Annotated in this window: 21 protein-coding genes; 9 read left to right on the top strand and 12 right to left on the bottom strand. The window is 67.3% G+C overall.

What is annotated here, in order from left to right; translation table 11 throughout:
* The first annotated feature begins 96 nt into the window (after positions 1 to 96).
* Genes B9Y64_RS05845 through cyoE form a run of 3 tightly spaced genes read left to right on the top strand, consistent with a single transcriptional unit; the run spans position 97 to position 2,738 of the window.
* Positions 97 to 666 (top strand): hypothetical protein, encoded by a 570-nt coding sequence (locus B9Y64_RS05845; RefSeq protein WP_100439853.1) that lies wholly within the window; start codon positions 97 to 99, stop codon positions 664 to 666.
* 10 nt (positions 667 to 676) lie between these two features.
* Entirely contained in the window at positions 677 to 1,840 is a 1,164-nt protein-coding gene (locus tag B9Y64_RS05840) for a COX15/CtaA family protein (RefSeq protein ID WP_100439852.1), read from the top strand.
* A 4-nt stretch (positions 1,841 to 1,844) separates the two neighbouring features.
* A complete protein-coding gene (cyoE, locus tag B9Y64_RS05835; protein WP_100439851.1) occupies positions 1,845 to 2,738 on the top strand; it encodes a heme o synthase in 894 nt (297 codons plus the stop codon).
* 314 nt (positions 2,739 to 3,052) lie between these two features.
* On the opposite strand, the gene B9Y64_RS05830 is transcribed toward cyoE, so the two are convergent.
* The 6 genes from B9Y64_RS05830 to rpsU all read right to left on the bottom strand — a co-directional run bounded on the left by B9Y64_RS05830 (position 3,053) and on the right by rpsU (position 8,222).
* Entirely contained in the window at positions 3,053 to 4,024 is a 972-nt protein-coding gene (locus B9Y64_RS05830; RefSeq protein ID WP_100439850.1) for a bile acid:sodium symporter family protein, read from the bottom strand.
* 28 nt (positions 4,025 to 4,052) lie between these two features.
* On the bottom strand, positions 4,053 to 4,553 hold the full coding sequence (locus B9Y64_RS05825) for a fused DSP-PTPase phosphatase/NAD kinase-like protein (RefSeq protein WP_100439849.1): 501 nt from the start codon (positions 4,551 to 4,553) through the stop codon (positions 4,053 to 4,055).
* Between the two features lie 28 nt (positions 4,554 to 4,581).
* Complete coding sequence (dnaG, locus tag B9Y64_RS05820; protein ID WP_100439848.1) at positions 4,582 to 6,321, bottom strand: DNA primase; 1,740 nt, start codon at positions 6,319 to 6,321, stop codon at positions 4,582 to 4,584.
* 59 nt (positions 6,322 to 6,380) lie between these two features.
* On the bottom strand, positions 6,381 to 7,325 hold the full coding sequence (locus tag B9Y64_RS05815) for a YihY/virulence factor BrkB family protein (protein ID WP_100439847.1): 945 nt from the start codon (positions 7,323 to 7,325) through the stop codon (positions 6,381 to 6,383).
* Between the two features lie 104 nt (positions 7,326 to 7,429).
* On the bottom strand, positions 7,430 to 7,873 hold the full coding sequence (locus B9Y64_RS05810; protein ID WP_049435052.1) for a GatB/YqeY domain-containing protein: 444 nt from the start codon (positions 7,871 to 7,873) through the stop codon (positions 7,430 to 7,432).
* A gap of 133 nt (positions 7,874 to 8,006) precedes the next feature.
* Positions 8,007 to 8,222 (bottom strand): 30S ribosomal protein S21, encoded by a 216-nt coding sequence (gene rpsU, locus B9Y64_RS05805; RefSeq protein WP_002808376.1) that lies wholly within the window; start codon positions 8,220 to 8,222, stop codon positions 8,007 to 8,009.
* A gap of 166 nt (positions 8,223 to 8,388) precedes the next feature.
* Between rpsU and tsaD the strand changes: the two genes are divergently transcribed.
* The gene (tsaD, locus tag B9Y64_RS05800) at positions 8,389 to 9,414 is read left to right on the top strand and encodes a tRNA (adenosine(37)-N6)-threonylcarbamoyltransferase complex transferase subunit TsaD (RefSeq protein WP_100439846.1); all 1,026 of its coding nucleotides are present in this window, start codon (positions 8,389 to 8,391) and stop codon (positions 9,412 to 9,414) included.
* Between the two features lie 59 nt (positions 9,415 to 9,473).
* On the opposite strand, the gene B9Y64_RS05795 is transcribed toward tsaD, so the two are convergent.
* Entirely contained in the window at positions 9,474 to 10,133 is a 660-nt protein-coding gene (locus B9Y64_RS05795; protein ID WP_100439845.1) for a hypothetical protein, read from the bottom strand.
* A gap of 363 nt (positions 10,134 to 10,496) precedes the next feature.
* On the opposite strand from B9Y64_RS05795, the gene folB reads away from it, so the two are divergent.
* From folB to B9Y64_RS05775, 4 genes are all read left to right on the top strand, one after another.
* On the top strand, positions 10,497 to 10,850 hold the full coding sequence (gene folB / locus B9Y64_RS05790) for a dihydroneopterin aldolase (protein WP_005407807.1): 354 nt from the start codon (positions 10,497 to 10,499) through the stop codon (positions 10,848 to 10,850).
* Between the two features lie 88 nt (positions 10,851 to 10,938).
* On the top strand, positions 10,939 to 12,210 hold the full coding sequence (locus tag B9Y64_RS05785) for a mechanosensitive ion channel family protein (RefSeq protein ID WP_100439844.1): 1,272 nt from the start codon (positions 10,939 to 10,941) through the stop codon (positions 12,208 to 12,210).
* A 128-nt stretch (positions 12,211 to 12,338) separates the two neighbouring features.
* A complete protein-coding gene (locus tag B9Y64_RS05780; RefSeq protein ID WP_100439843.1) occupies positions 12,339 to 14,513 on the top strand; it encodes a glycoside hydrolase family 3 N-terminal domain-containing protein in 2,175 nt (724 codons plus the stop codon).
* 131 nt (positions 14,514 to 14,644) lie between these two features.
* Complete coding sequence (locus B9Y64_RS05775) at positions 14,645 to 15,163, top strand: hypothetical protein (RefSeq protein WP_100439842.1); 519 nt, start codon at positions 14,645 to 14,647, stop codon at positions 15,161 to 15,163.
* A gap of 70 nt (positions 15,164 to 15,233) precedes the next feature.
* Here the strand turns inward: B9Y64_RS05775 and B9Y64_RS05770 are convergent, their stop codons facing one another.
* Positions 15,234 to 16,400, bottom strand: a complete 1,167-nt coding sequence (locus B9Y64_RS05770; protein ID WP_100439841.1) for a PQQ-dependent sugar dehydrogenase — start codon at positions 16,398 to 16,400, stop codon at positions 15,234 to 15,236.
* A gap of 168 nt (positions 16,401 to 16,568) precedes the next feature.
* Between B9Y64_RS05770 and yiaA the strand changes: the two genes are divergently transcribed.
* On the top strand, positions 16,569 to 17,021 hold the full coding sequence (gene yiaA / locus B9Y64_RS05765) for an inner membrane protein YiaA (protein ID WP_100439840.1): 453 nt from the start codon (positions 16,569 to 16,571) through the stop codon (positions 17,019 to 17,021).
* Positions 17,022 to 17,124: 103 nt separating this feature from the next.
* Here yiaA and B9Y64_RS05760 read toward each other — a convergent pair whose 3' ends face one another.
* From B9Y64_RS05760 to B9Y64_RS05745, 4 genes are all read right to left on the bottom strand, one after another.
* A complete protein-coding gene (locus B9Y64_RS05760; RefSeq protein ID WP_100439839.1) occupies positions 17,125 to 17,451 on the bottom strand; it encodes a hypothetical protein in 327 nt (108 codons plus the stop codon).
* Between the two features lie 112 nt (positions 17,452 to 17,563).
* A complete protein-coding gene (locus B9Y64_RS05755) occupies positions 17,564 to 18,865 on the bottom strand; it encodes an APC family permease (protein ID WP_100439838.1) in 1,302 nt (433 codons plus the stop codon).
* Positions 18,862 to 19,623: a L,D-transpeptidase family protein gene (locus B9Y64_RS05750; protein ID WP_100439837.1), complete on the bottom strand. Its 762-nt coding sequence runs from the start codon at positions 19,621 to 19,623 to the stop codon at positions 18,862 to 18,864. The genes B9Y64_RS05755 and B9Y64_RS05750 overlap by 4 nt, the downstream gene beginning before the upstream one ends.
* Positions 19,624 to 19,638: 15 nt before the next feature.
* The gene (locus B9Y64_RS05745; protein ID WP_100439836.1) at positions 19,639 to 20,487 is read right to left on the bottom strand and encodes a MurR/RpiR family transcriptional regulator; all 849 of its coding nucleotides are present in this window, start codon (positions 20,485 to 20,487) and stop codon (positions 19,639 to 19,641) included.
* Between the last annotated feature and the right edge of the window lie 48 nt (positions 20,488 to 20,535).

Genomic DNA, 20,535 nt, shown 5'->3' with positions numbered 1-20,535 from the left:
CTGCCGGCCTTGGTCGGCGTTCTTCCCCGACCAAGGTCGGGCACCACCGGGGCACTACACCCGCATCCCCTACCCAACCATGAGAAAATACCCCGCATGAACACTGCTACGTCCCCGCAGGCGCGCGGCTCCGGCCGCCGGACCCTGGTGCTGCTGTTTGCCGTGTTCTTCGGGGCGATGGCGCTGGCCGCGATATTGCGTTTCTCCGGCTGGCAGCCGACCGGGCATCGCAATGCCGGACAGCTGCTGAAGCCGCCCGTCGATCTGCGCCAGCAGGCACCGACCCTGGCCAGCGGCCAGCCCTACCCCTGGAACCCCGAGGCCCGCACCTGGCGCCTGCTGGTCGCCCCGCCCGGCGCCTGCGACGCGCAGTGCGTCACTTTGTCGCAGGGGCTGGGCAAGGTGTGGCAGCTGTTCGGCCATAACGCCGATAATGTCGAGATCCTGTGGCTGGGTACGCCACCGGCGTCGATCGCCTCGCTGCCCGCGCTGCGGCCGCTGGCTCCGTCGCCAGCCCTGCGCGCGGCGTTGCCGGGCGTCGACGATCCGGCGGGACTGCCGGTCTACGTGATCGATCCGAACGGCTTCGTGATCATGCGCCATGCCCCGGGCTCCGACCTCGGTGGCCTGCGCAAGGACATGGCCACGTTGCTGAAACTGAAGTGAGTCCCGTTTGATGAGCCTTTCCGCGCGTCCGGCGCTGCACCGCAATTTCCACCGCCTGGCGTGGTTCGCCATGATCATGACCGCCAGCACGATCATGTTCGGCGCCTTCGTTCGCCTGTCCGATGCCGGCCTGAGCTGCCCGGACTGGCCGACCTGCTATGGCCAGGCCACCTGGCCGCAGCATGTGGAAGAGACCATCGGCCACCCGGCGGCGGAGATCCGCCCGCTGGAAACGCACAAGGCCTGGCGTGAGCAGGTGCACCGCTTCCTGGCCGGCGCGCTGGGTATCGAGATCCTGACCCTGGCGCTGCTGGCCACGCGCAAGCGGCGATTCGGAAGCACGGCGGTGGTGACCGCCTGCGTGCTGGTGGCCGCCGGCATACCGCTGTACATGATGGGCTGGCACGGCACCGCCAGCGCGTTGGCGCTGATAGGCGAGGCGATACTGCTGATCGCCGCGTTGCGCTGGAGCAACATCGACCTGGCGCGCGCTGCGTTGCTGACCCTGGCGGTCGTGATCTTCCAGGCCCTGCTGGGCATGTGGACGGTGACCCTGCTGCTCAAGCCCATCGTGGTGATGGGCCACCTGCTGGGCGGCATGCTGATGTTCGCGCTGCTGGTGTGGATGGCGTGGCGTGCCACGCATATGCCGATCACCCTGGCCGAAGCGCCGAAGTTGAAGTGGCTGCTGCGCATCGGCGTGGCGGTGCTGGTCACCCAGATCGCGCTGGGCGGTTGGGTCAGTGCCAACTACGCGGCGCTGGCCTGCGGCGGCGGCAGCGCCTCGCTGGACAACTTCCCGCGCTGTGCCAACCAGTGGTGGCCGCAGCACAACTTCGTCGAGGGTTTCACCCTGTGGCGCGGCATCGGCGTGGACTATGAAGGCGGCGTGCTGGATGGTGCGTCGCGTATCGCGATCCAGATGGCGCACCGCATGTTCGCGGTGGTGGTGGCCGTCTACCTGGTGTGGCTGGGCGTGCGCCTGTTCCGCCTGCCGAGCATGCGCGGCTGGGCCAGCGCGCTGATCGCGCTGCTGGTGCTGCAGGTCACCCTCGGCATCCTCAATGTGAAGCTGGCACTGCCGCTGGAAGTGGCGGTGGCCCACAACGGCGTGGCCGTTGCCCTGTTGTTCGTGCTGGTCAGCCTGCTGGCCCGCCTGCGTTCCCCGGACTGATTCCATGTTTTCCAATTACCGCCAGTACTGGGACCTGACCAAGCCCAAGGTCGTCGCCCTGATCGTCTTCACTGCCCTGGTCGGCATGGTCCTGGCCATCCCCGGCGTACCCAGCTGGGAGCAGGTGCGTGCCGGCGTGCTCGGCTTCCTTGGCATCTGGCTGGCGGCCTCGGCTGCGGCTGCGATCAACCAGCTGCTGGATGCGCACATCGATGCGCAGATGGCGCGCACTTCATGGCGTCCGCTGGTGGTGGGCAAAGTCAAGCCATGGCAGGTGCTGGTGTTCGCCGGCGTGCTGATCGTGCTGTCGATGGCGATCCTGGTGCTGTGGGTGAACCTGATCACTGCGGTGCTGACCTTCGCCTCGCTGATCGGTTATGCGGTGATCTACACCGTGTACCTCAAGCGCGCGACCTCGCAGAACATCGTCATCGGTGGCCTGGCCGGCGCGATGCCGCCGATGCTGGGCTGGGCGGCGGTGACCGGCATGCAGGGCTCGTCGGACTGGGCGTACTCGTCGCTGCTGGTGCTGATCATCTTCATCTGGACGCCGCCGCACTTCTGGGCGCTGGCAATCTTCCGTCGCGAGGACTACGCCAAGGCCGAGATCCCGATGCTGCCGGTGACCCATGGCGTGGTACACACCCGCAAGCAGATCATGGTGTACTCGGTGGTGCTCGCCCTGGTCTGCCTGCTGCCGTACCTGGTGGGCATGAGCGGCGCGTTCTACCTGGGCGGCGCGATCGTACTCAACGCGGTCTTCCTCTGGTACGCCTGGCGCATGCTTAACCCGCCGGACGAACTGTTCTCGATGAAGATGTTCCATTACTCCATCGTGTACCTGATGGCGCTGTTCGCCTTCCTGCTGGTCGACCACTGGATCCTGCCCTGGCTGTGACGGGCTGAGGCATCCACGCATGGCGTGGATCTACTCCAGATCACAGGCATCAGCCGAGCATGGGCTCGGCTCTACAGTAGATCCACGCCATGCGTGGATGTTCTCCCGCAGCGGCCCAAGCGTCCAGTAGATCCACGCCATGCGTGGATGTTTTCCCGCAGCGACCCAAGCGTCCAGCAGATCCACGCCATGCGTGGATGTTTTCCCGCAGCGGCCCAAGCGTCCAGTAGATCCACGCCATGCGTGGATGTTTTCCCGCAGCGGCCCAAGCGTCCAGTAGATCCACGCCATGCGTGGATGTTTTCCCGCTCAGGTCAGGGCTTGCGCCGCGCATAACGCTGCGCGATCACGCCGCAGACGATCAGCTGGATCTGGTGATAGATCATCACCGGCAGCACGATGGCGCCGAGACTGCCGCCGGCGAACAGCACCTTGGCGATCGGCACGCCCGTGGCCAGGCTCTTTTTCGAACCGCAGAACACGATCGCGATTTCGTCCTCGCGGTTGAAGCGCAGCCGGCGGGCGATGAAGGTGATCAGCGGCATCGCGATGCCCAGCAGCACGGCGGCGACCACCGCCACCGCCAGCAGCGAGAGCAGTGGCGTTTTGCTCCACAGGCCTTCGGTCACCGCTTCGCCGAACGCGGAGTACACCACCAGCAGGATGGTGGCCTGATCGGTGTAGCGCAGCAGCGCGCGCTGCCTTTCCACCCAGCCGGCAATCCACGGCCGCAGCAGGTGGCCAGCCACGAACGGCACCAGCAGCTGCAGCATGATGCCGCCGATCGCGTGCAGCGGGTCGTGCACGCCACCGGAGGTGCCGGCCAGCGCGGTCAGCAGCAGCGGGGTGAGGAACACGCCGAGAATGCTCGACAGCGAAGCGCTGCACACCGCTGCAGGAACGTTGCCGCGGGCCATCGAGGTGAACGCGATGGACGACTGTACGGTGGAGGGCAGGGTGCACAGGAACAGCACGCCCAGGTACAGCTCCGGGGTCAGCAGCCAGCCTGACAGCGGCTTGAACATCAGCCCCAGGAGCGGGAACAGGATGAAGGTGCAGGCCAGGATGGTCAGGTGCAGCCGCCAATGCAGCATGCCGCCGATGATCGACTCACGTGGCAGGCGCGCGCCATGCAGGAAGAACAGCGCGGCGATGGCAACAGTGGTGACATCGTCGAGGACGATGGCGGCGGCGCCCTTCATCGGCAGCAGCGAGGCCAGGCCGACGGTGCACAGCAGGGCGAGGGTGAAGTTGTCCGGTCGCAGGCGCGACCACCAGCGGGTCATGGTGGGCAGGGTCCTTGGTGCGGTGGAGTCAGGGTGAAGTGGATGGCGTGGCCAGGCGCTGGCGGGTGGCGGTTTCCAGTGACTTCAGGCCGGCGCGCTGGCCGAGCTGCAGGGCCTGTTCCGGGCTGGCGTGTTCGTAACGCGCATTGACCAGGCCGAGCACCGCACCGGCGCGGTTGCCGGAGGCGCAGTGCAGCAGCACCGGCCCTTGGCTCTGCTGCAGGGCTTGATGCACGGCACGCACGTTGGCCGCATCCAGCCCCTCGGCGCCGGCCACCGGGATGCGCACGTAGCGCAGGCCCAGCGATTCGGCGACGCGGGTTTCATCGAAACCCCGGTCCTCGCCAGGCTGGCGCAGGTCGATCACGGTGCGCACGCCCTGTGCGGCCAAGGCCTGCAGCTGCGAGGCGCTGGGTTGGCCGCCGGCATACAGGCCGGGGCGGACTTCATTGAGCGGGGCATCTGCGGCCAGGGCCGCCAATGGCAGGCAGAGCGACAACAACAGCAGGCAGGTCAGGCGCAGCAGCATGGTCTTCTCCGTGAAAGCGTTCTGCCCTCTACAGGCGCAGCCCGGCGCGGGCTTTCAGCAGCTCGCGCAGTTCGTACTTGTCAGTATCGTCCAGGCCCTGCTGGCGCTGCTTTGCCAACAACTCCTCCAGACGTTGCACCAGCAGCTGTTTCTCCAGCTGGGCCACGGCATCGTGCAGTTCCTGGGTCCACATCGCGTCGTCGCCCGGCAGCGTCTGTGCAGCCAGCGTGTGCAGTGACGCCTGTTCCTCGCGCCCGTCGAAGTGTTCCAGCAGGGCGCCGGTGCTGATGTCCGGGCGCTGTTCGACCAGCCCCAGCAGCTCCAGCAGCAGCTCGACGCCGGGCAGGCGCAGGCCCTGGAAGTGATGCTTGCCGCCCAGGGTCAGGGCCAGCGAGGGCTGTTGCAGCAACACGGCGATCGCGCCGCGCACCAGGCTGCGCCTGGCCACCGGCTGGATCGTGCGTGCAGGCTGACGCTGCTGCATTGGCGCGCGTGTGGCCTGGGCGTTGCCGCCAAGGCCGGTCAGCTGCGCCAGCTGCTGCTTCATCAGGTCGCCGAAGGCGCCGTCGGGAATCTGCGCCAGCATAGGCTTGGCACGTTCGGCCAGGCGTGCCTTGCCGTCCAGCGTGCCCAGGTTGATCTCGCGGGTCAGTTCATCGAAGAAGAACTGCGACAGCGGCGTGGCCTGCTTCAGCCGTTCGTTGAAGGCTTCGGCGCCTTCCTTGCGCACGATGGTGTCCGGGTCCTCGCCATCGGGCAGGAACAGGAAGAAGGCCTGGCGGCCATCCTTCATGCGCGGCAGTACCGATTCCAGCGCCTTCCAGCCGGCGCGGCGGCCGGCGGCGTCGCCGTCGAAGCAGAAGAACACGTCCGGCGCGTTGCGGAACAGCAGCTCGGCATGGTCCGGCGTGGTCGCCGTGCCCAGCGTCGCCACCGCCTGGGTGACGCCGAACTGGAACAGCGAGACCACGTCCATGTAGCCCTCGACCACGATCAGCCGCTCGATCTTCTGGTTGGCCTGGCGCACCTGCCACAGGCCGTACAGCTCGCGGCCCTTGTGGAACAGCGCGGTCTCGGGCGAGTTGAGGTACTTGGGGCCGTCATCCTTCTCGAACACGCGGCCGCCGAAGGCGATCACCCGGCCACGGCGGTCGAAGATCGGGAACATCACCCGGTCGCGGAACTTGTCGTAGACGTGGCCGCGATCGTTCTTCGAGAACAGGCCGGCGCGGTCGAGCAGCTTCATGCGCCGCTCGTCCTTGCCCAGTGCATCGCGCAGGCCGCTGTAGCCATCCGGCGCGTAACCGATCTGGAAGCGGGCGCGGTTTTCTTCGTCCACGCCACGCCCATCGAGATAGCTGCGGGCCTTGTCGCTGCCCTGCAGGTTGTTCTGGAAGAACTTCGTGGCTGCCTCAAGCGCCGAGTACAGCTCGCGGCTGTCGTCCTGCTGCTGGGGGCTGCGCGGGTTCTCGTTGCGTGGCACTTCCATGCCCGCGCGCTTGGCCAGCTCATCCACCGCATCGAGGAACTCGAGGCGGTCGTAGTTCATCAGGAAGCTGATCGCAGTGCCGTGCGCGCCACAGCCGAAGCAGTGATAGAACTGCTTGGTGGGCGAGACGGTGAACGATGCCGAGCGCTCGTCATGGAACGGGCAGCGCGCCGCGTACTCCTTGCCCTGGCGCTTCAACGGCACGCGGCTGCCCACCACCTCGACAATGTCGGTGCGGGCGAGCAGGTCGTCGATGAAAGCGTCGGGGATACGGGCCATGGGCAACAGGGCAGGGCGCAGCCAACAGGCAGCGCATGAGGGAAGGTAGGTTCCCTAGTCTACTCGCTGGTGGCGGCCGGGCCCGCCTGTCCGGTGCTGTCGCCGGCCTTGGCCAGCTGTGCCCGTGCATACAGGCGTTCGTCGATCACCGCCGTCATCAGCGCGCCGACGAAGAACACGGCGGTGGCGTAGTAGATCCAGACCAGCGCGATCACCAGCGCGCCCATCGAGCCGTAGGCACTGCCCGGGGCGACGGTGGCGATGTAGACGCCGATGCCGTAGCGGCCCAGGGTGAACAGCACCGAAGTGATGGCGCCGCCGATGAAGGCCTGGCGCCAGGCCACGCGGCGATCGGGCAGGTAGTGGTAGAGGAAGGCGAAGGCCAGCGTGTAGAGCAGCAGCGAGGTCAGGTAGCCGATCGCCGGCAGCACCGAGGGCAGCTGCGCGAACACCACCTGCAGCGCAGTGGTGGCGGTCATCGACAGGATCAGCAGGAAGCCCAGCGCCAGCACCACGCCGAACGAGAACACGCGCTTGCGCAGCCAGGCCTTGACGCCTTCCAGGCGCTGGCCGCTGGTGTGGAAGATGCGGTTCAGCGCGTTCTGCAGCTGGGCAAACACCGCGGTGGCACCGACGAACAGCAGCAGCGTGCTCCACAGCCCGGCCAGCGACCCCATGCTGGGCTGGCTGTTGGCGTTGTGCAGCACGGTGTCGGCGACGCTGGCCACGCTGCTGCCGGCCACCGAACCGATCTGGCCGATCAGCGCCTGTTGCGCAGGCGGATACAGCGAGGCGGTCAGCCACAGCAGCAGCACCAGCAGCGGAGCCATCGACAGCAGGGCGTAGAAGGAGACCGAAGCGGCCTGGGTCAGCACGTCGATTTCGACGAAGCGCTTGGCCACCGCCATCGGGAAGCTGTCCTGCAGCCGATCGGCGTAGTGGCGAAGCCGTGCGGGGATGCCGTGGGGACGGGTGTCGGTGGGGGTGTTCGATTGCTCGACCATGGGGGTGTTGTAGCAGCCGGGGGTCGAAGGTGCGGTGAAGCGGATACATCGATGGGGTCAGATCCCTTCCGCGGCGCGAAAGGGCTCTGACCCCGTGTGCTGGCTCAGGCCAGCAGCTGCTTGACCAGCTTGGACACCAGGCCCATGTCGGCCTGGCCGGCGAGCTTGGGCTTCAGTGCGCCCATCAGCTTGCCCATATCGGCCGGGCCGGAGGCGCCGGTCTCGGCAATGGCGGCCTGGATGGCGGCCACGATCTCGGCTTCACCCATCTTGGCCGGCAGGTAGGCTTCGATGACCACGATCTCGGCGCGCTCGATCTCGGCCAGGTCTTCGCGGTTGGCGGCTTCGAACTGGCTGACCGAGTCCTTGCGCTGCTTGACCATCTTGTCGAGCACGGCGATCACGGCGGTGTCGTCCAGCTCGATGCGCTCGTCGACTTCGCGCTGCTTGATCGCGGCGTTGATCAGGCGGATCACGCCCAGCTTGTGCTTCTCGCCCGCCTTCATGGCGGCCTTCATGTCTTCGGTGAGCTGCTGCTTCATGCTCATGAGGAACCTCGTGGTGGTAGGTGGGGCGGGGCGGATGCCCGAACCCGGAAACGCAAAAAGCCGGCGACGCTCGCGCGTGCCGGCTTCGGCTCCATCGCGACAGGCAGGCCCGCCGCAATGAAGATGCGTCCGATCAGTACAGGCGCTGACGCTTGGTGACGTCGCGCGACGAGCGGCGCAGCTGACGCTTCACAGCAGCAGCAGCCTTGCGCTTGCGCTCCTGGGTCGGCTTTTCGTAGAACTCGCGCTTGCGGGTTTCGGCCAGCACACCGGCCTTTTCGCAAGTGCGCTTGAAGCGGCGAAGAGCAAACTCGAAGGGCTCGTTCTCGCGGACTTTGACGCTGGGCATGGAATCTCCGGGACACAGTAGAACCGGGTCACGCCCGGCGAGCCGCACATTATAGCGGCGAAACGACAAACTGCAAGCGGCCAACCCTGAATACGGGCCGGGGGGTCGAAAGCAGTGAGACCTGCACGTCCCCCGAGGGGGCGGCAGGGGCGTCATAATAGCAGGCATGCGAGTCCTTGGCATCGAATCTTCCTGTGATGAGACCGGCGTGGCGGTGTATGACACCGACCTGGCCGGCAGCGCGGCCCTGCGCGCCCATGCGGTCTACAGCCAGATCGCCCTGCACGCCGAGTACGGCGGTGTGGTGCCCGAGCTGGCCAGCCGCGACCACGTCCGCAAGCTGCTGCCACTGGTGCGGCAGACCCTGGCCGAGGCTGGCCTCGGCGTGGGCGACATCGACGGTGTGGCCTACACGGCCGGTCCCGGCCTGGTCGGCGCGCTGCTGGTCGGCGCGGGCGTGGCCCGCTCGCTGGCCTGGGCGCTGGAGGTGTCGGCGGTGGGCGTACACCATATGGAAGGCCACCTGCTGGCCCCGTTGATGGAAGACGACCCGCCGGAAGCGCCGTTCGTGGCGCTGCTGGTGTCCGGTGGCCACACCCAGCTGGTGGCGGTGGATGCGATCGGGCAGTACCGCCTGCTGGGCGAGACCCTGGACGATGCGGCCGGCGAGGCCTTCGACAAGACCGCCAAGCTGATGGGCCTGCCGTACCCGGGTGGCCCGCAGCTGGCCAGGCTGGCCGAGCAGGGCACGCCGGGGGCGTACCGCTTCGCGCGGCCGATGACCGACCGTCCAGGGCTGGACTTCAGCTTCTCCGGCCTGAAGACCCAGGTCCTGATGGCCTGGCGCGACAGTGACCAGAGCGAACAGACCCGCGCCGACATTGCCCGGGGCTTTGAAGATGCGGTGGTCGAGACCTTGTCGATCAAGTGCGAGCGCGCGCTGGAAGCCGCCGGGACCAATGTGATCGTGGTGGCCGGCGGCGTTGGTGCCAACAAGCGCCTGCGCGCCCGCCTGCAGCAGATGGCTGAGCGCCTGGGGGGCCGTGCCTGCTTCCCGCGGCCGGCACTGTGCACTGACAATGGCGCGATGATCGCCTTCGCCGGCGCGCTGCGCCTGCAGGCCGGCCAGCACAGCCCACCCCGGGTGGATGTGACCCCGCGCTGGGACATGGCGACCCTGCCGGCGGTCTGAGGCCCCGGCTGCCGCTCTCCGTAGAGTCGCGCCATGCTCGACTGAGCGTGCTCGAGGCTCTACGCACGCGCCGCCAACGGCGATGCCGCCAGCACCGTCGTTGCCCGCTCATGGCGCTGCAGCCACCCCAGGGTGTGCGGGCAGCGTGCATGGATCAGCCGCCCGATCGCTGCCAGGTCGGCGCCGATGTCGCGCTCCAGGATGGGCTCGTGGTGGGCGATGCGGTTGCGCAGGTGGCGGATGCGCCCAATGTCTGCGTGGATGGCTTTCCTGATCACGCTGGGATGAGCCGCAGGCGCATGACGCAGAACCCCGCTGAGTGCTGGTATCCACAGTGTGGAGTCGAAGCGACAGGTGAAAAGCTGCTGCCAGAACACCATCGGAAGCTTGGCGACGATCTCGGGTGTATCGGTCGTGTGGACGGCAACCTGTTCCAGTGCTGCGCGTGCGGAAGTACGGGACGAAGCCGGAAGCCTGCGCCGGAAGGCATCATTCCATGGCCAACGCGGGCCGTGCTGCCGGGCAAGCACGGTTGCAGCGGCGTTGCGCGTGACCACTTCGCACAGATGCACCGGCATCATCAGCGCACCGCACATCCGCATGTTCCAGAGATACAGGGAATCGGCAGTGACATCAGGGCTGCAGGCCGATGCGATTCTCTCGTAGGTAGACAAACGCTCCGCCGACAACGCGCGCCTCAGTGAATCGTATGCAGCCATCGTGATGTGCAGTGATGAAGGATGGGGTGATGTTGGCCAGAGAGGGCGGCGGCGACCATCAGGGAACGTCGTTGTTCGTGCGGCCGATTCTCTGTGTTTCGATTCGGACGAATACCCAGCCTGCTTTGTCGGCATTGGCCTTGACCGGTGATCGGGCCCTTGCCTAATCTGAGTACCTGCGCCACCGGGACTCGCGGCTGTTCAACAGCTCCCCCCGGGGACAAACGGTAGTACCAAAGGGCCCCGCTAGCAGGGCCCTTTGTCTTTTCCGGGCCCGCACCGTGCGGGACGCCCACCGTCCGTTCCGGGCAGGGTCACCGCCATGCCGTTACCATGGCCGCCTGTATTCGGCTGGTAACCGCAATGGACAAGGTTTTCATCGAAGGGCTGACGATCGACGCCCTGATCGGTATCTACGATTGGGAGCGACGGATCCGCCAGGACTTGGTGTTCGACCTGGAAATGGGCTTCGACAACCGCCGCCCTGCGGCTACCGACGACATCGCCCACACCCTGAACTACAAGGCGGTCAGCAAGCGCCTGGAGCAGTTCGTGCGCGAATCGGAGTTCGGCCTGGTCGAGACCCTTGCCGAGCGCTGTGCGCAGATCGTGCTGGACGAATTCGACGTGAAGTGGCTGCGCCTGAAGCTGAGCAAGCCCGGCGCGGTGCGCGGCGCGCGCGCGGTGGGCGTGATCATCGAACGCACGCGGGACTGACCCGGTCGTGCCGGCCGTTGGCCGACACCCACGGTAGTGCCGGCCGCTGGCCGGCAGCCTCAACAGCAATGAAGAAAGGAGACAACTGATGGTGGACGCGGTGGTGGCGGTACAGTGGCTGGAACGGCTGCAGAACACACTGGAACCCTATCCCGGCGCCTACCTGGCGTTGATGATTTCGGCCCTGCTGATCGCAGCCGGCCTGGCCAACTGGGTGACCAAGCGCATCCTGCTGCGTGGCCTGCGGCGCCTGCTGCAGCGCCTGCCGGGGGCCGAGTCCGGGCGTGGCAGCCACCTGATGCGGGTCATTTCGCGCCTGTCCAACGTGGTGCCCAGCCAGGTGATCGCCTCGGGCATCAGCCTCATCCCCGACCTGCCACCTGCCCTGGTCAACGTCATCATCAAGCTGTGCATCGTGTGGGCCGTACTGACGGTGTCGATGGCGTTCTCGCATGCGCTGGACGCGGCCAACAGCCTGTACGAGCGTAAGCCCGATGCGCGCAACAAGCCGATCAAGGGCTACCTGCAGGTGGTCAAGATCGTGGTGTTCGTGGCCGCCGGCCTGTCGATCGTCGCCACACTGCTGGGAGTGAAGCTGGGCCCGCTGGTGACCGGCCTCGGCGCGGCCACGGCGGTACTGATGCTGATCTTCCAGGACACCATCCTGTCGCTGGTGGCCAGCGTGCAGATCAGCGGCGATGGCCGCGTGCGCATCGGCGACTGGATCGAGATGCCCAGCCAGAACGCCGATGGTGATGTCATCGACATCGCGCTGCACACCGTCACCGTGCAGAACTTCGACAAGACCATCACCACCATCCCGACCAAGAAGCTGGTGACCGAGTCGTTCAAGAACTGGCGCGGCATGCAGGAGGCCGGTGGCCGCCGGATCAAGCGCGCGCTGTACCTGGACCAGCACAGCGTCGGTTTCCTGGACGAGGGCGACCTGGCCTTCCTCGGCGAGTTCGCACTGCTGCGTGACTACCTGCACGACAAGGAACAGGAACTGGGGCAGTGGAACGGGCGCCTGCGCGAGCAGGGCGTGGCCGAGGTCAACAGCCGCCGCGTGACCAACCTGGGAACGTTCCGTGCCTATGTGGAGCGCTACCTGCGCAGCCACCCGGGCATCCATACCGACATGACCCTGCTGGTACGGCAGCTGCAGCCGACCACCGAAGGCCTGCCGCTGGAGCTGTACTGCTTCACCCGCAGCACCGCCTGGGGCGAGTACGAGGCCGTGCAGTCGGACATCTTCGACCACCTGCTGGCGATCCTGCCGGCGTTCGGCCTGCGGGTGTTCCAGGCCTCCAGCGACGCGATGTTGATGGCCGGGCAGCGCCAGTTGGCTGGCTCGGAGTAAGCTGCGGTGCCCCCGGCGGGGCCATACGGACCCCGCTGGTGGCTGAAACTGAACGACGAAACCTCTCGCCAAACGCCTCGGGATCGCTAGAATGCCGGGCTTGTAAACGTTTTCATCAAGGACTGCTGGTGGCCTCCGATCGCATCGAATCCCTCATTGCCCAGATGACCGTCGAGGAAAAGGTCGGCCAGCTGGGTGTCTTCGCGGACATGGTCCGCCCGTTCGCCCCGGACGTGAACCCGGAAGCCAACGTGCGCAATGCCGACCAGGTGCTGCAGCAGGTGCGCGAGGGCAAGGTCGGCTCGCTGTTCAATGGCGTGGGCGCGGAGCTGGGCCGCCGCATCCAGCAGGTCGCCACCGAGGAAAGCCGCCTGGGCATCCCGGTGATCCTGGCCGCCGACGTCATCCACGGCATGCGTACCGTGTTCCCGATTCCGCTGGGCGAGGCCGCCAGCTTCGAGCCGGACCTGGCCGAGCGCACCGCGCGCGCCACCGCCATCGAGGCCACGGCGGCCGGCCTGCACTGGACCTATGCACCGGCCGTGGACATCGCCCGCGACCAGCGCTGGGGCCGTGGCGCCGAAGGTGCCGGTGAGGACGTGGTGCTGGGCTGTGCGTTCGCCGCCGCCCGCGTGCGCGGCTTCCAGGGCAGCGACCTGCGTGCCGCCGATTCGCTGCTGGCCACGCCCAAGCACTTCGCCGCCTACGGCGCGGTGATGGCCGGCATGGAATACAACATGGTGGACATCTCGCCGCAGACCCTGCGCGATGTGCACCTGCCGCCGTTCAAGGCTGCCTTCGACGCCGGCGCGATCACCGTGATGTCCTCGTTCAACGACATCAACGGCGTGCCGGCCAGTGCCAATGCCGAACTGCTGACCGACATCCTGCGCGGCGAATGGAAGTTCCCCGGTGTGGTGATTTCCGATTACACCGCCGACATGGAGCTGGTCGCGCACGGCTATGCCGCCGACGACCGCGATGCCACCGCCAAGGCGTTCACTGCCGGCCTGGACCTGAGCATGCAGAGCGGCTTCTATGCCGAACACCTGCCGGGCCTGATCGAGAGCGGCGAAGTGCCGATGGCGGTGCTGGATGAAGGCGTGCGCCGCATCCTGTGGCTGAAGGAAACCATCGGCCTGTTCGACGACCCGTACCGTTCGCTGGATCCGGCGCGCGAAGCGGACACCTCGCACCTCGCCGCGCACGACGCACTGTCGCGCGATGCCGCGCGCCGTTCGATCGTGCTGCTGAACAACCGCGACAACGTGCTGCCGCTGCAGAAGACCGGGCAGAAGATCGCGCTGATCGGCCCGTTCGTGCAGGACCGCGAGAACATCGAAGGCTGCTGGACCCTGTTCGGCGACAAGCAGCGCTATGTCGACCTGGAAACCGGTGTGCGTGCTGCCATCGGCGATGAAGCGCTGCTGGAGATCGTGCCGGGCTGCGAGCTGGAAGTGGCCATCCCCGGTGGCACCGAAGCGGCCGTGGCCGCCGCGCTGCGCGCCGACGTGGTGGTACTGGCGCTGGGCGAACCGCAGCGCTACAGCGGTGAAGCACAGTCGCGCGTGGAGATCACCCTGCCGCCGGCACAGCAGGCGCTGGCCGAGGCCGTGGCGATGACCGGCAAGCCGCTGGTGGTGCTGCTGCGCAATGGCCGCGCGCTGGCACTGCAGGGCGCCGTGCGCAATGCACAGGCCGTGGCGGTGACCTGGTACCTGGGCACGCAGACCGGCCATGCCGTGGCCGACGTACTGTTCGGCGACTACAGCCCGTCCGGCCGCCTGCCGGTCAGCTTCCCGCAGGTGTCCGGCCAGCAGCCGTACTTCTACAACCACCCGCGTACCGGCCGCCCGGAACTGCCGACGATGTCGGAGTTCAAGGCCCGCTGGCGCGAGATTCCGAACGAGCCGCTGTACCCGTTCGGCCACGGCATCGGCTACACCACCTTCGCCTATGGCGTGCCGCAACTGAGTGCGGCGCAGCTCGGCTGGGACGACACCCTGACCATCACCACCACGCTGACCAACAGCGGTGAGGTGGCCGGTGAGGAAGTGGTGCAGCTGTACATCCACGACCGCGTGGCCAGCCGCGTGCGCCCGGTGCGTGAGTTGAAGGACTTCCGCAAGGTGGCGCTGCAGCCGGGCGAGTCGGCCGAAGTGGTATTCACCCTGACCCGCGAGCAGCTGGCCTTCACCGGCCGCGACGGCGTGCTGCGTGCCGAGCCGGGCCAGTTCGACCTGTGGGTCTGCGCCTCTTCGGCGGCAGGCGAAGCCGTGCAGTTCGAGCTGCTGAAGGGCTGACCGAACAAAAAAGGGGACGGAGGGGATTAAGTCGTTTGTGGCGTAAACGACTTAATCCCCTCCGTCCCCTTTTTCTTGTCCTCACTGCGGTGGCGCTACCATCGGGCTTCCTGTTTCGAAGGAGTGCGCGCATGCGCCGGATGGCCTACCTGATTCCCGCCCTGCTGCTGGCGGCCTGTTCGCAGCCGGCGCCGCCGGCCGAGCCTGCGGCGGATGCTCCGCCGCCGATGGAGGCTGGCGCTGCGGCGACGCCTGCTGCCGAACCCGCCGCGCCTGCTGCGGATGTACCCGCCGAGGATGCGCGTGCGCGCATCGAGGCCGTGCTTGGCGATGCCGCTCAGTACGAAAAGGTCTTCAACGCGTTCAAGACCGCGGTGGTTGGCGGAGATCGTGCCGCGGTGGTCGAGGAAGTGCGTTTCCCGTTGAACATCAGCGGCGGGAAGAAGATCACCGGCCCCGGTGAGTTCCAGCGCAACTACGAAAAGATCATCACCCCGGCGGTGGTCAAGGCGGTGTCCGAACAGGACTTCGGCAAGGTCTTCGTCAACCAGCAGGGCGTGATGATCGGTGACGGGCAGGTCTGGCTGACCGGCGAGTGCCTGGACAAGGCCTGTGCGCGTACCGAGGTCAAGGTCGGCACCATCCAGTGAACGCGACGGCCCCGCGTGCGAGGCCGTTTGCCAGGGGCGATGCCGGCCAGCGGCCGGCACCACCGGGGCATCAGGCTTTCGGTGTCAGCTTCAACAGGCGCGCCTTGCTGCCATCTTCCAGCAGCCACAGCGCGCCATCGGGGCCCTGTTCCACTTCGCGGATGCGCTCGCCCATGTTGAAGCGCTCGGCTTCGCGCGCGCTGTCGCCGTCGAAGGCCACGCGCACCAGCGAGGTGGAGGAGAGGCCGCCGATGAAGCCGCTGCCCTTCCACTGCGGGAACAGGCTGCCGCTGTAGATCACGAAGCCGGCCGGCGAGATCACCGGCGTCCAGGTCACCTTCGGGGCGGCGAATTCCGGGCGGGTGTCGTGGTCCGGAATCGGGCGGCCGTCGTAGTGGTTGCCGTTGGAGACGATCGGGTAGCCGTAGTTGGCACCGCGCACGATCAGGTTCAATTCGTCGCCGCCGGCCGGGCCCATCTCGTGCGCCCACAGTTTGCCGTTGCCGTCGAAGGCCATGCCCAGGATGTTGCGGTGGCCCAGCGACCACACCTGCGCGGCAACCCCGCCCTGCGAGGCGAACGGGTTGTCGGCGGGCAGGCTGCCATCGTCGTTGAGGCGGATGATCTTGCCGAGATTGCCGCCCATGTCCTGGGCCGGATCGAACTTCTGCCGCTCGCTGGAGCTGATCCACAGCTTGCCGTCGGGGCCGAAGGCAAGGCGATGCCCGTAGTGGCCCTCGCCGCTGACCTTGGGGCTCTGCCGCCAGATCACCTTCAGGTCCTTGAGCTGGCCGGCACCCGTGGCGTCCAGCGCCAGCGTCGCCCGGGCGACCGCAGCGCCACGCGTGTCCAGCGTGCCTTCCTCGGCATAGCTGACGTAAACGACATGATTCCGGGCGAAGTCGGGGTGCAGGATGATGTCGCCGAAGCCACCCTGGCCACCATAGGCGACCTTCGGAACGCCGGTGATCTCGTGCTTCTGGCCGCTGGCCAGGTCCAGGTGCTGCAGCTTGCCGCGCTTTTCGGTGACCAACAGGCTGCCATCGGGCAGGAAGGTCATCGCCCACGGCTGGTCGAAGCGGCTGACTTCGGTGGCGGTGAACGGGCGCTGGTCGGTGGCGGCGGAGGCCGGTGCAGCGGTCTGGGCACCGCTGGCGGCAGGACCGGCGGCGTTGCAGGCGGAGGTGGCGAGGATCGGCACGAGGCCGAGGGCGAGCAGCAGGGGCATGCGGGTCATGGGTATCTCCAGGGCGGGGATGCGGATGGCCGGGCTGTCCCTTGTATACCACTGCAGGCGTGACCGTCGTGGCCCGAAGGTCCTGCGCCCCCTGTGCGACGGCGGTGGGATCGTCTAGGGTGGGCACGCCCGGGCAAAGCGTGCCCGTCTGTCTGCCAAGGATCTGCAATGAACACTGACATGCCCCACAAGCCGTCCACCGCCTTCATCGCCGCCTCCTGGGTGGCCCTGCTGCTGGGTGCGGCGGCCTACCTGATCGGCCTGTTCAACGCCACGATGGCGCTCAACGAGAAGGGCTACTACCTGACCCTGTTGCTGTTCGGCCTGTTCGCGGCGGTGTCGCTGCAGAAGAGCGTGCGCGACCGTGTCGAAGGCATTCCGGTGAGTGGCCTGTACTACGCGCTGTGCTGGTTCGCGCTGCTGTCGGCGCTGATGCTGCTGCTGGTTGGCCTGTGGAACGCGACGCTGGCCCCCAGCGAGAAGGGCTTCTACGGCATGGCGTATGCGCTGTCGCTGTTCGGTGCGGTGGCGGTGCAGAAGAACACCCGCGACCTGATCGCCGCGGGTGGTGGCGAGAGCAAGCGCAGCTCGATCGTGCCGCCGTTGCCGGAACAGGAGTAAGCCTGAGAGCCGAGCCCATGCTCGGCTCTCCTACGGTGTCTGTAGAGTCGAGCCATGCTCGACCCTGAGCCGAGCGTGGGCTCGGCTCTACAAAAGCTCAGCGCTAGCGCGCAAGCCGCTGGTCGACATTGATCGCTTCCTCCCAGCCTCGTCGCACCGCACCGCGAGCCTGCGCCCAATCCAGGCGGCTGCGGCCTCGTTCGCTGGCCCAGCGTGATTCGAGCTCGGCCTCGACCTGTTCATAGGCGCGGATCATGTCCTGCGCCCGTGCAGCGTGGCCGATCCGGTAGGCCGGCTCGTAGTCCTCGAAGAACAACTGATCGTCGTAGTACGGCTCGGCGGTGTAGCGCTCGCGCCAGTAGTTGGAGATGGCATCACGAGGCGTGCTGTCGTCCGGCACGCGTCCGGGGATCTGGTACTCGGGGCTCATGGATCGGGCTCCGTGGTGGATGAGCTTCGATCCTGCCCAGCGGCCGGTTAACGCACGGGGCCGACGGTGTGATCGCCAGATCAATCCGCCGGGCATGGCCCGGCGTTACCGATCACCCCGCGTCGGCATCCTTGCGCGGCAGCTTGTAGATCACCGCGCCGATGGCGAACGCGACCAGTGCAGCCGCGATGTTCTGCCAGCTGGCACTGGCAAACAGGGCCAGGCACAGCAGCAGCGCCAGCACCGGAATGAGCGGGCCACCGGGCAGTTTCAACGCGCCCGGGCGGTCGGCATAGCGCTTGGCCAGTACCAGTACCGCTGCGGCGGTACCGATGTAGGCGAACAGCCGCGTGGTCATCGACAGCAGGGCCAGCTGCACGAACGAGCCGGACAAGGCCAGGCCGAGCGCGATCAGGCCCTGGCACAGGATCGACGCGGCCGGGGTATGGAAGCGCGGATGCACCTGCGCCAGGATCTTCGGCCCGTAGCCATCGCGGGCCAAGGCGAACAGGAAGCGCGGGCCCATCATCATCGTGTTGCTGTTGGTGCCGAGGATGGAGATGGTGGCACCGATGGTGAGGATCAGGGCCAGGGCTTCGCCGCCGAAGCCGGCAGCGGCATCGGCCAGCGGTGTCGCCGAGCTGGACAGGCCGGCCAGCGTGCCCTGCGCCACCACCTGTACCGCGCCGTAGATGACGGTGACGGTGATGATCATGGTGATCAGCGCGAACGGAATGTCGCGGCGCGGATTGCGGTACTCGCCGGCAGCGGCCGGGATGTTCTCGAAGCCGGCATAGGCGTACAGCAGCAACAATGCGGCTTCGCCCATCCGCTGCAGGTCATGTGGATCCGGGCGCTGGCCGGAGTAGGCCAGCTGCGGATCGATGTAGAACGCACCGATGGCCACGAACAGCAGCAGCGGCAGCATCTTGCCGATCACCAGTACCACGCCGGTGCGTGCGGCCGAGCGCACGCCGATGATGTTGACGCCGGTGAGGAAGCCCAGCGACACCACGATCACCGCGATGCGGCCCAGGCCGGCGCCCGCCCACGGCCAGAACCGCGCGACCGCGTCGGCCAGGGCGTTGCTGAGTGCGGCGGCCGAGCTGATGCGGGTCAGCCAGATCATCCAGCCGATCTCGAACCCGGCGAAGCGGCCGAAGGCCTCGCGTGCATACAGATAGCTGCCACCGGGTTCATCGAAGTAGCTGGCGGCCTGCGCGTAGCACAGCACCAGCAATGCCACGACGATGCCGGCGGCGACCACGCCCCACAGGCTGAAGGGGCCGAGCAGGGCGACGGTGGCGGCCGGCAGCAGGTAGATGCCGCTGCCGATCACATCGTTGATCGACAGGCCGACGATCTGCCAGCGGCTGACCGCGCGCTGCAGCTGAGGTTCGTCCGGGGTGCTCAACGGGCGTCTCCGCTCAGCGCGGGCAGCTGCCACTGCACCTGCAGCCGCGTGTACTCGGTGCGCGGCAGCAGTACGAAGCGCGGCGCGTCCTGCGGTCGCAGCCAGTCCATCAGCGCCTGCATGCGTTCCTGTGGCATGGCTGTACAGCCGGCGGTGGCCTCACCGGGCGTGCGCCATAGATGGGCGAAGATGCAGCTGCCCTTGCCGGGCTGGTTGTCCGGGTTGTGGGCGATGACGAAGCCTTCCCGGTAACGCACGTCGCCCTTGTTGTGCAGGTCCAGCCGCATCGGCTCGGTGGAGCCCTTGACCGCTGCACTGCCGACCTTCTTCTCATCAACGATGCGGTTGTAGAACGGCGAGCTGGGCACGTCCATGCAGTAGTGGCTGTCCAGCATCGGCTGGTAGGGCATCGCAGTGCCGGGGCGGGTGACGGCATAACCGAACGCACTGCCGAGTGCGAACACGCCGGCGGGGCTGCGGCCATCCCCCTCCTGCTTCTGCGGGCCCTCGGCCTGTGCCGGGTGCAGGCCCAGTCCCCAGGCGCTGCCGGTACGGCCAAGTGCAACCGGGAACGCCTGCCCGTGCGTGTGCCAGCCCTTGCCGTCGCGCACATAGGCCTGCAGCTGCCCCTGGGTGCTGTCCCAGCTTTCGCTGGTGACCACGATCAGCTGGCGCGCGCCCTCCAGCGGCGTCGCGTGAACGGACACCGCCGCAGCAAGCAGCAGTGCGGTGGTGGCGAGGCGGACCAGCGATCTCATCAACAGGTGCTCCGGTCAGGAATCCAGCAGGTGGTCGATCCGCTCCAGGTTCACCGCAAGCTGCTGCTGGCGATCCGGATTGGCGTGGCAGAGCAGCACGAACAGGAAATCGAGCAGGGCGTGCATGGCGCTACGGTACAGCAGCTGCGCGACCTGCGGCGTGCGGTCGTGCGCGCAGACCGCCAGTGCCGCATCAGCATGCGCGCGTAGCGGGTTGGCGGTGTGGCGGGTGATGGAAATCACCTTGCCACCCATGTCCTGGAACTGCCGCGACAGCTGCGAAAGCTGGGGCAGATTGCCGAATTCGGAAAACACCAGCAGCGCGTCGCCGGGACGTGCGGCCGACAGGTTGGCCAGCATCAGCACCGGGTCGGTATGCGGCACCACCAGCAGGCCGAGCAGCGACAGCCGCATGGCGAACTCGCGGGCATACAGGCCGTCATCACCCAGGCCGTAGACGAACAGTTTGGGCGCGCCGTCGAGCAGCTGCACGATGCGCTCGATCTCCTCGCGCGGATTGGCCTGGCGCGTCTCCTCCTCGGCCTGCGCCTTGCTGCGGCGCAGGGCCTCGCCCAGGCGCAGGTAGTCATCGCCGCTGTCGGGGTCGCTGGGGGCCTGTTGTGGATCGGCACCGGCGCGGGCCACATCCTGGCCGATGGAGTACTTCAGGTCCGGGTAGCCCTTGAAGCCGAGCTTCTGGCTGAACTTCACCACGCTGGACTGGCTGATGCCCAGCGCGCTGGCCAGCTGCTGCGAGGAGTAGTCGCGCAGCAGGTGGGCGTTGTCGAGGATGAAGTCGGCGATGCGGCGTTCGATGGCCGACATCTGCCCACGCTCGGTGCGGATCTTCAGCAGGGGCGGCATGCGGGGTGTCCGGGCATGTGCAGGCGCGTTGCGGTTGGCAGCATAGAG

It is taken from the genome of Stenotrophomonas maltophilia (genome assembly GCF_002799245.1).
Classification (GTDB): Bacteria; Pseudomonadota; Gammaproteobacteria; order Xanthomonadales; family Xanthomonadaceae; genus Stenotrophomonas; species Stenotrophomonas maltophilia_S.
The sequence above is the reverse complement of the archived record's forward strand: the minus strand, read 5'-3'. Positions and strand labels throughout refer to the sequence as shown.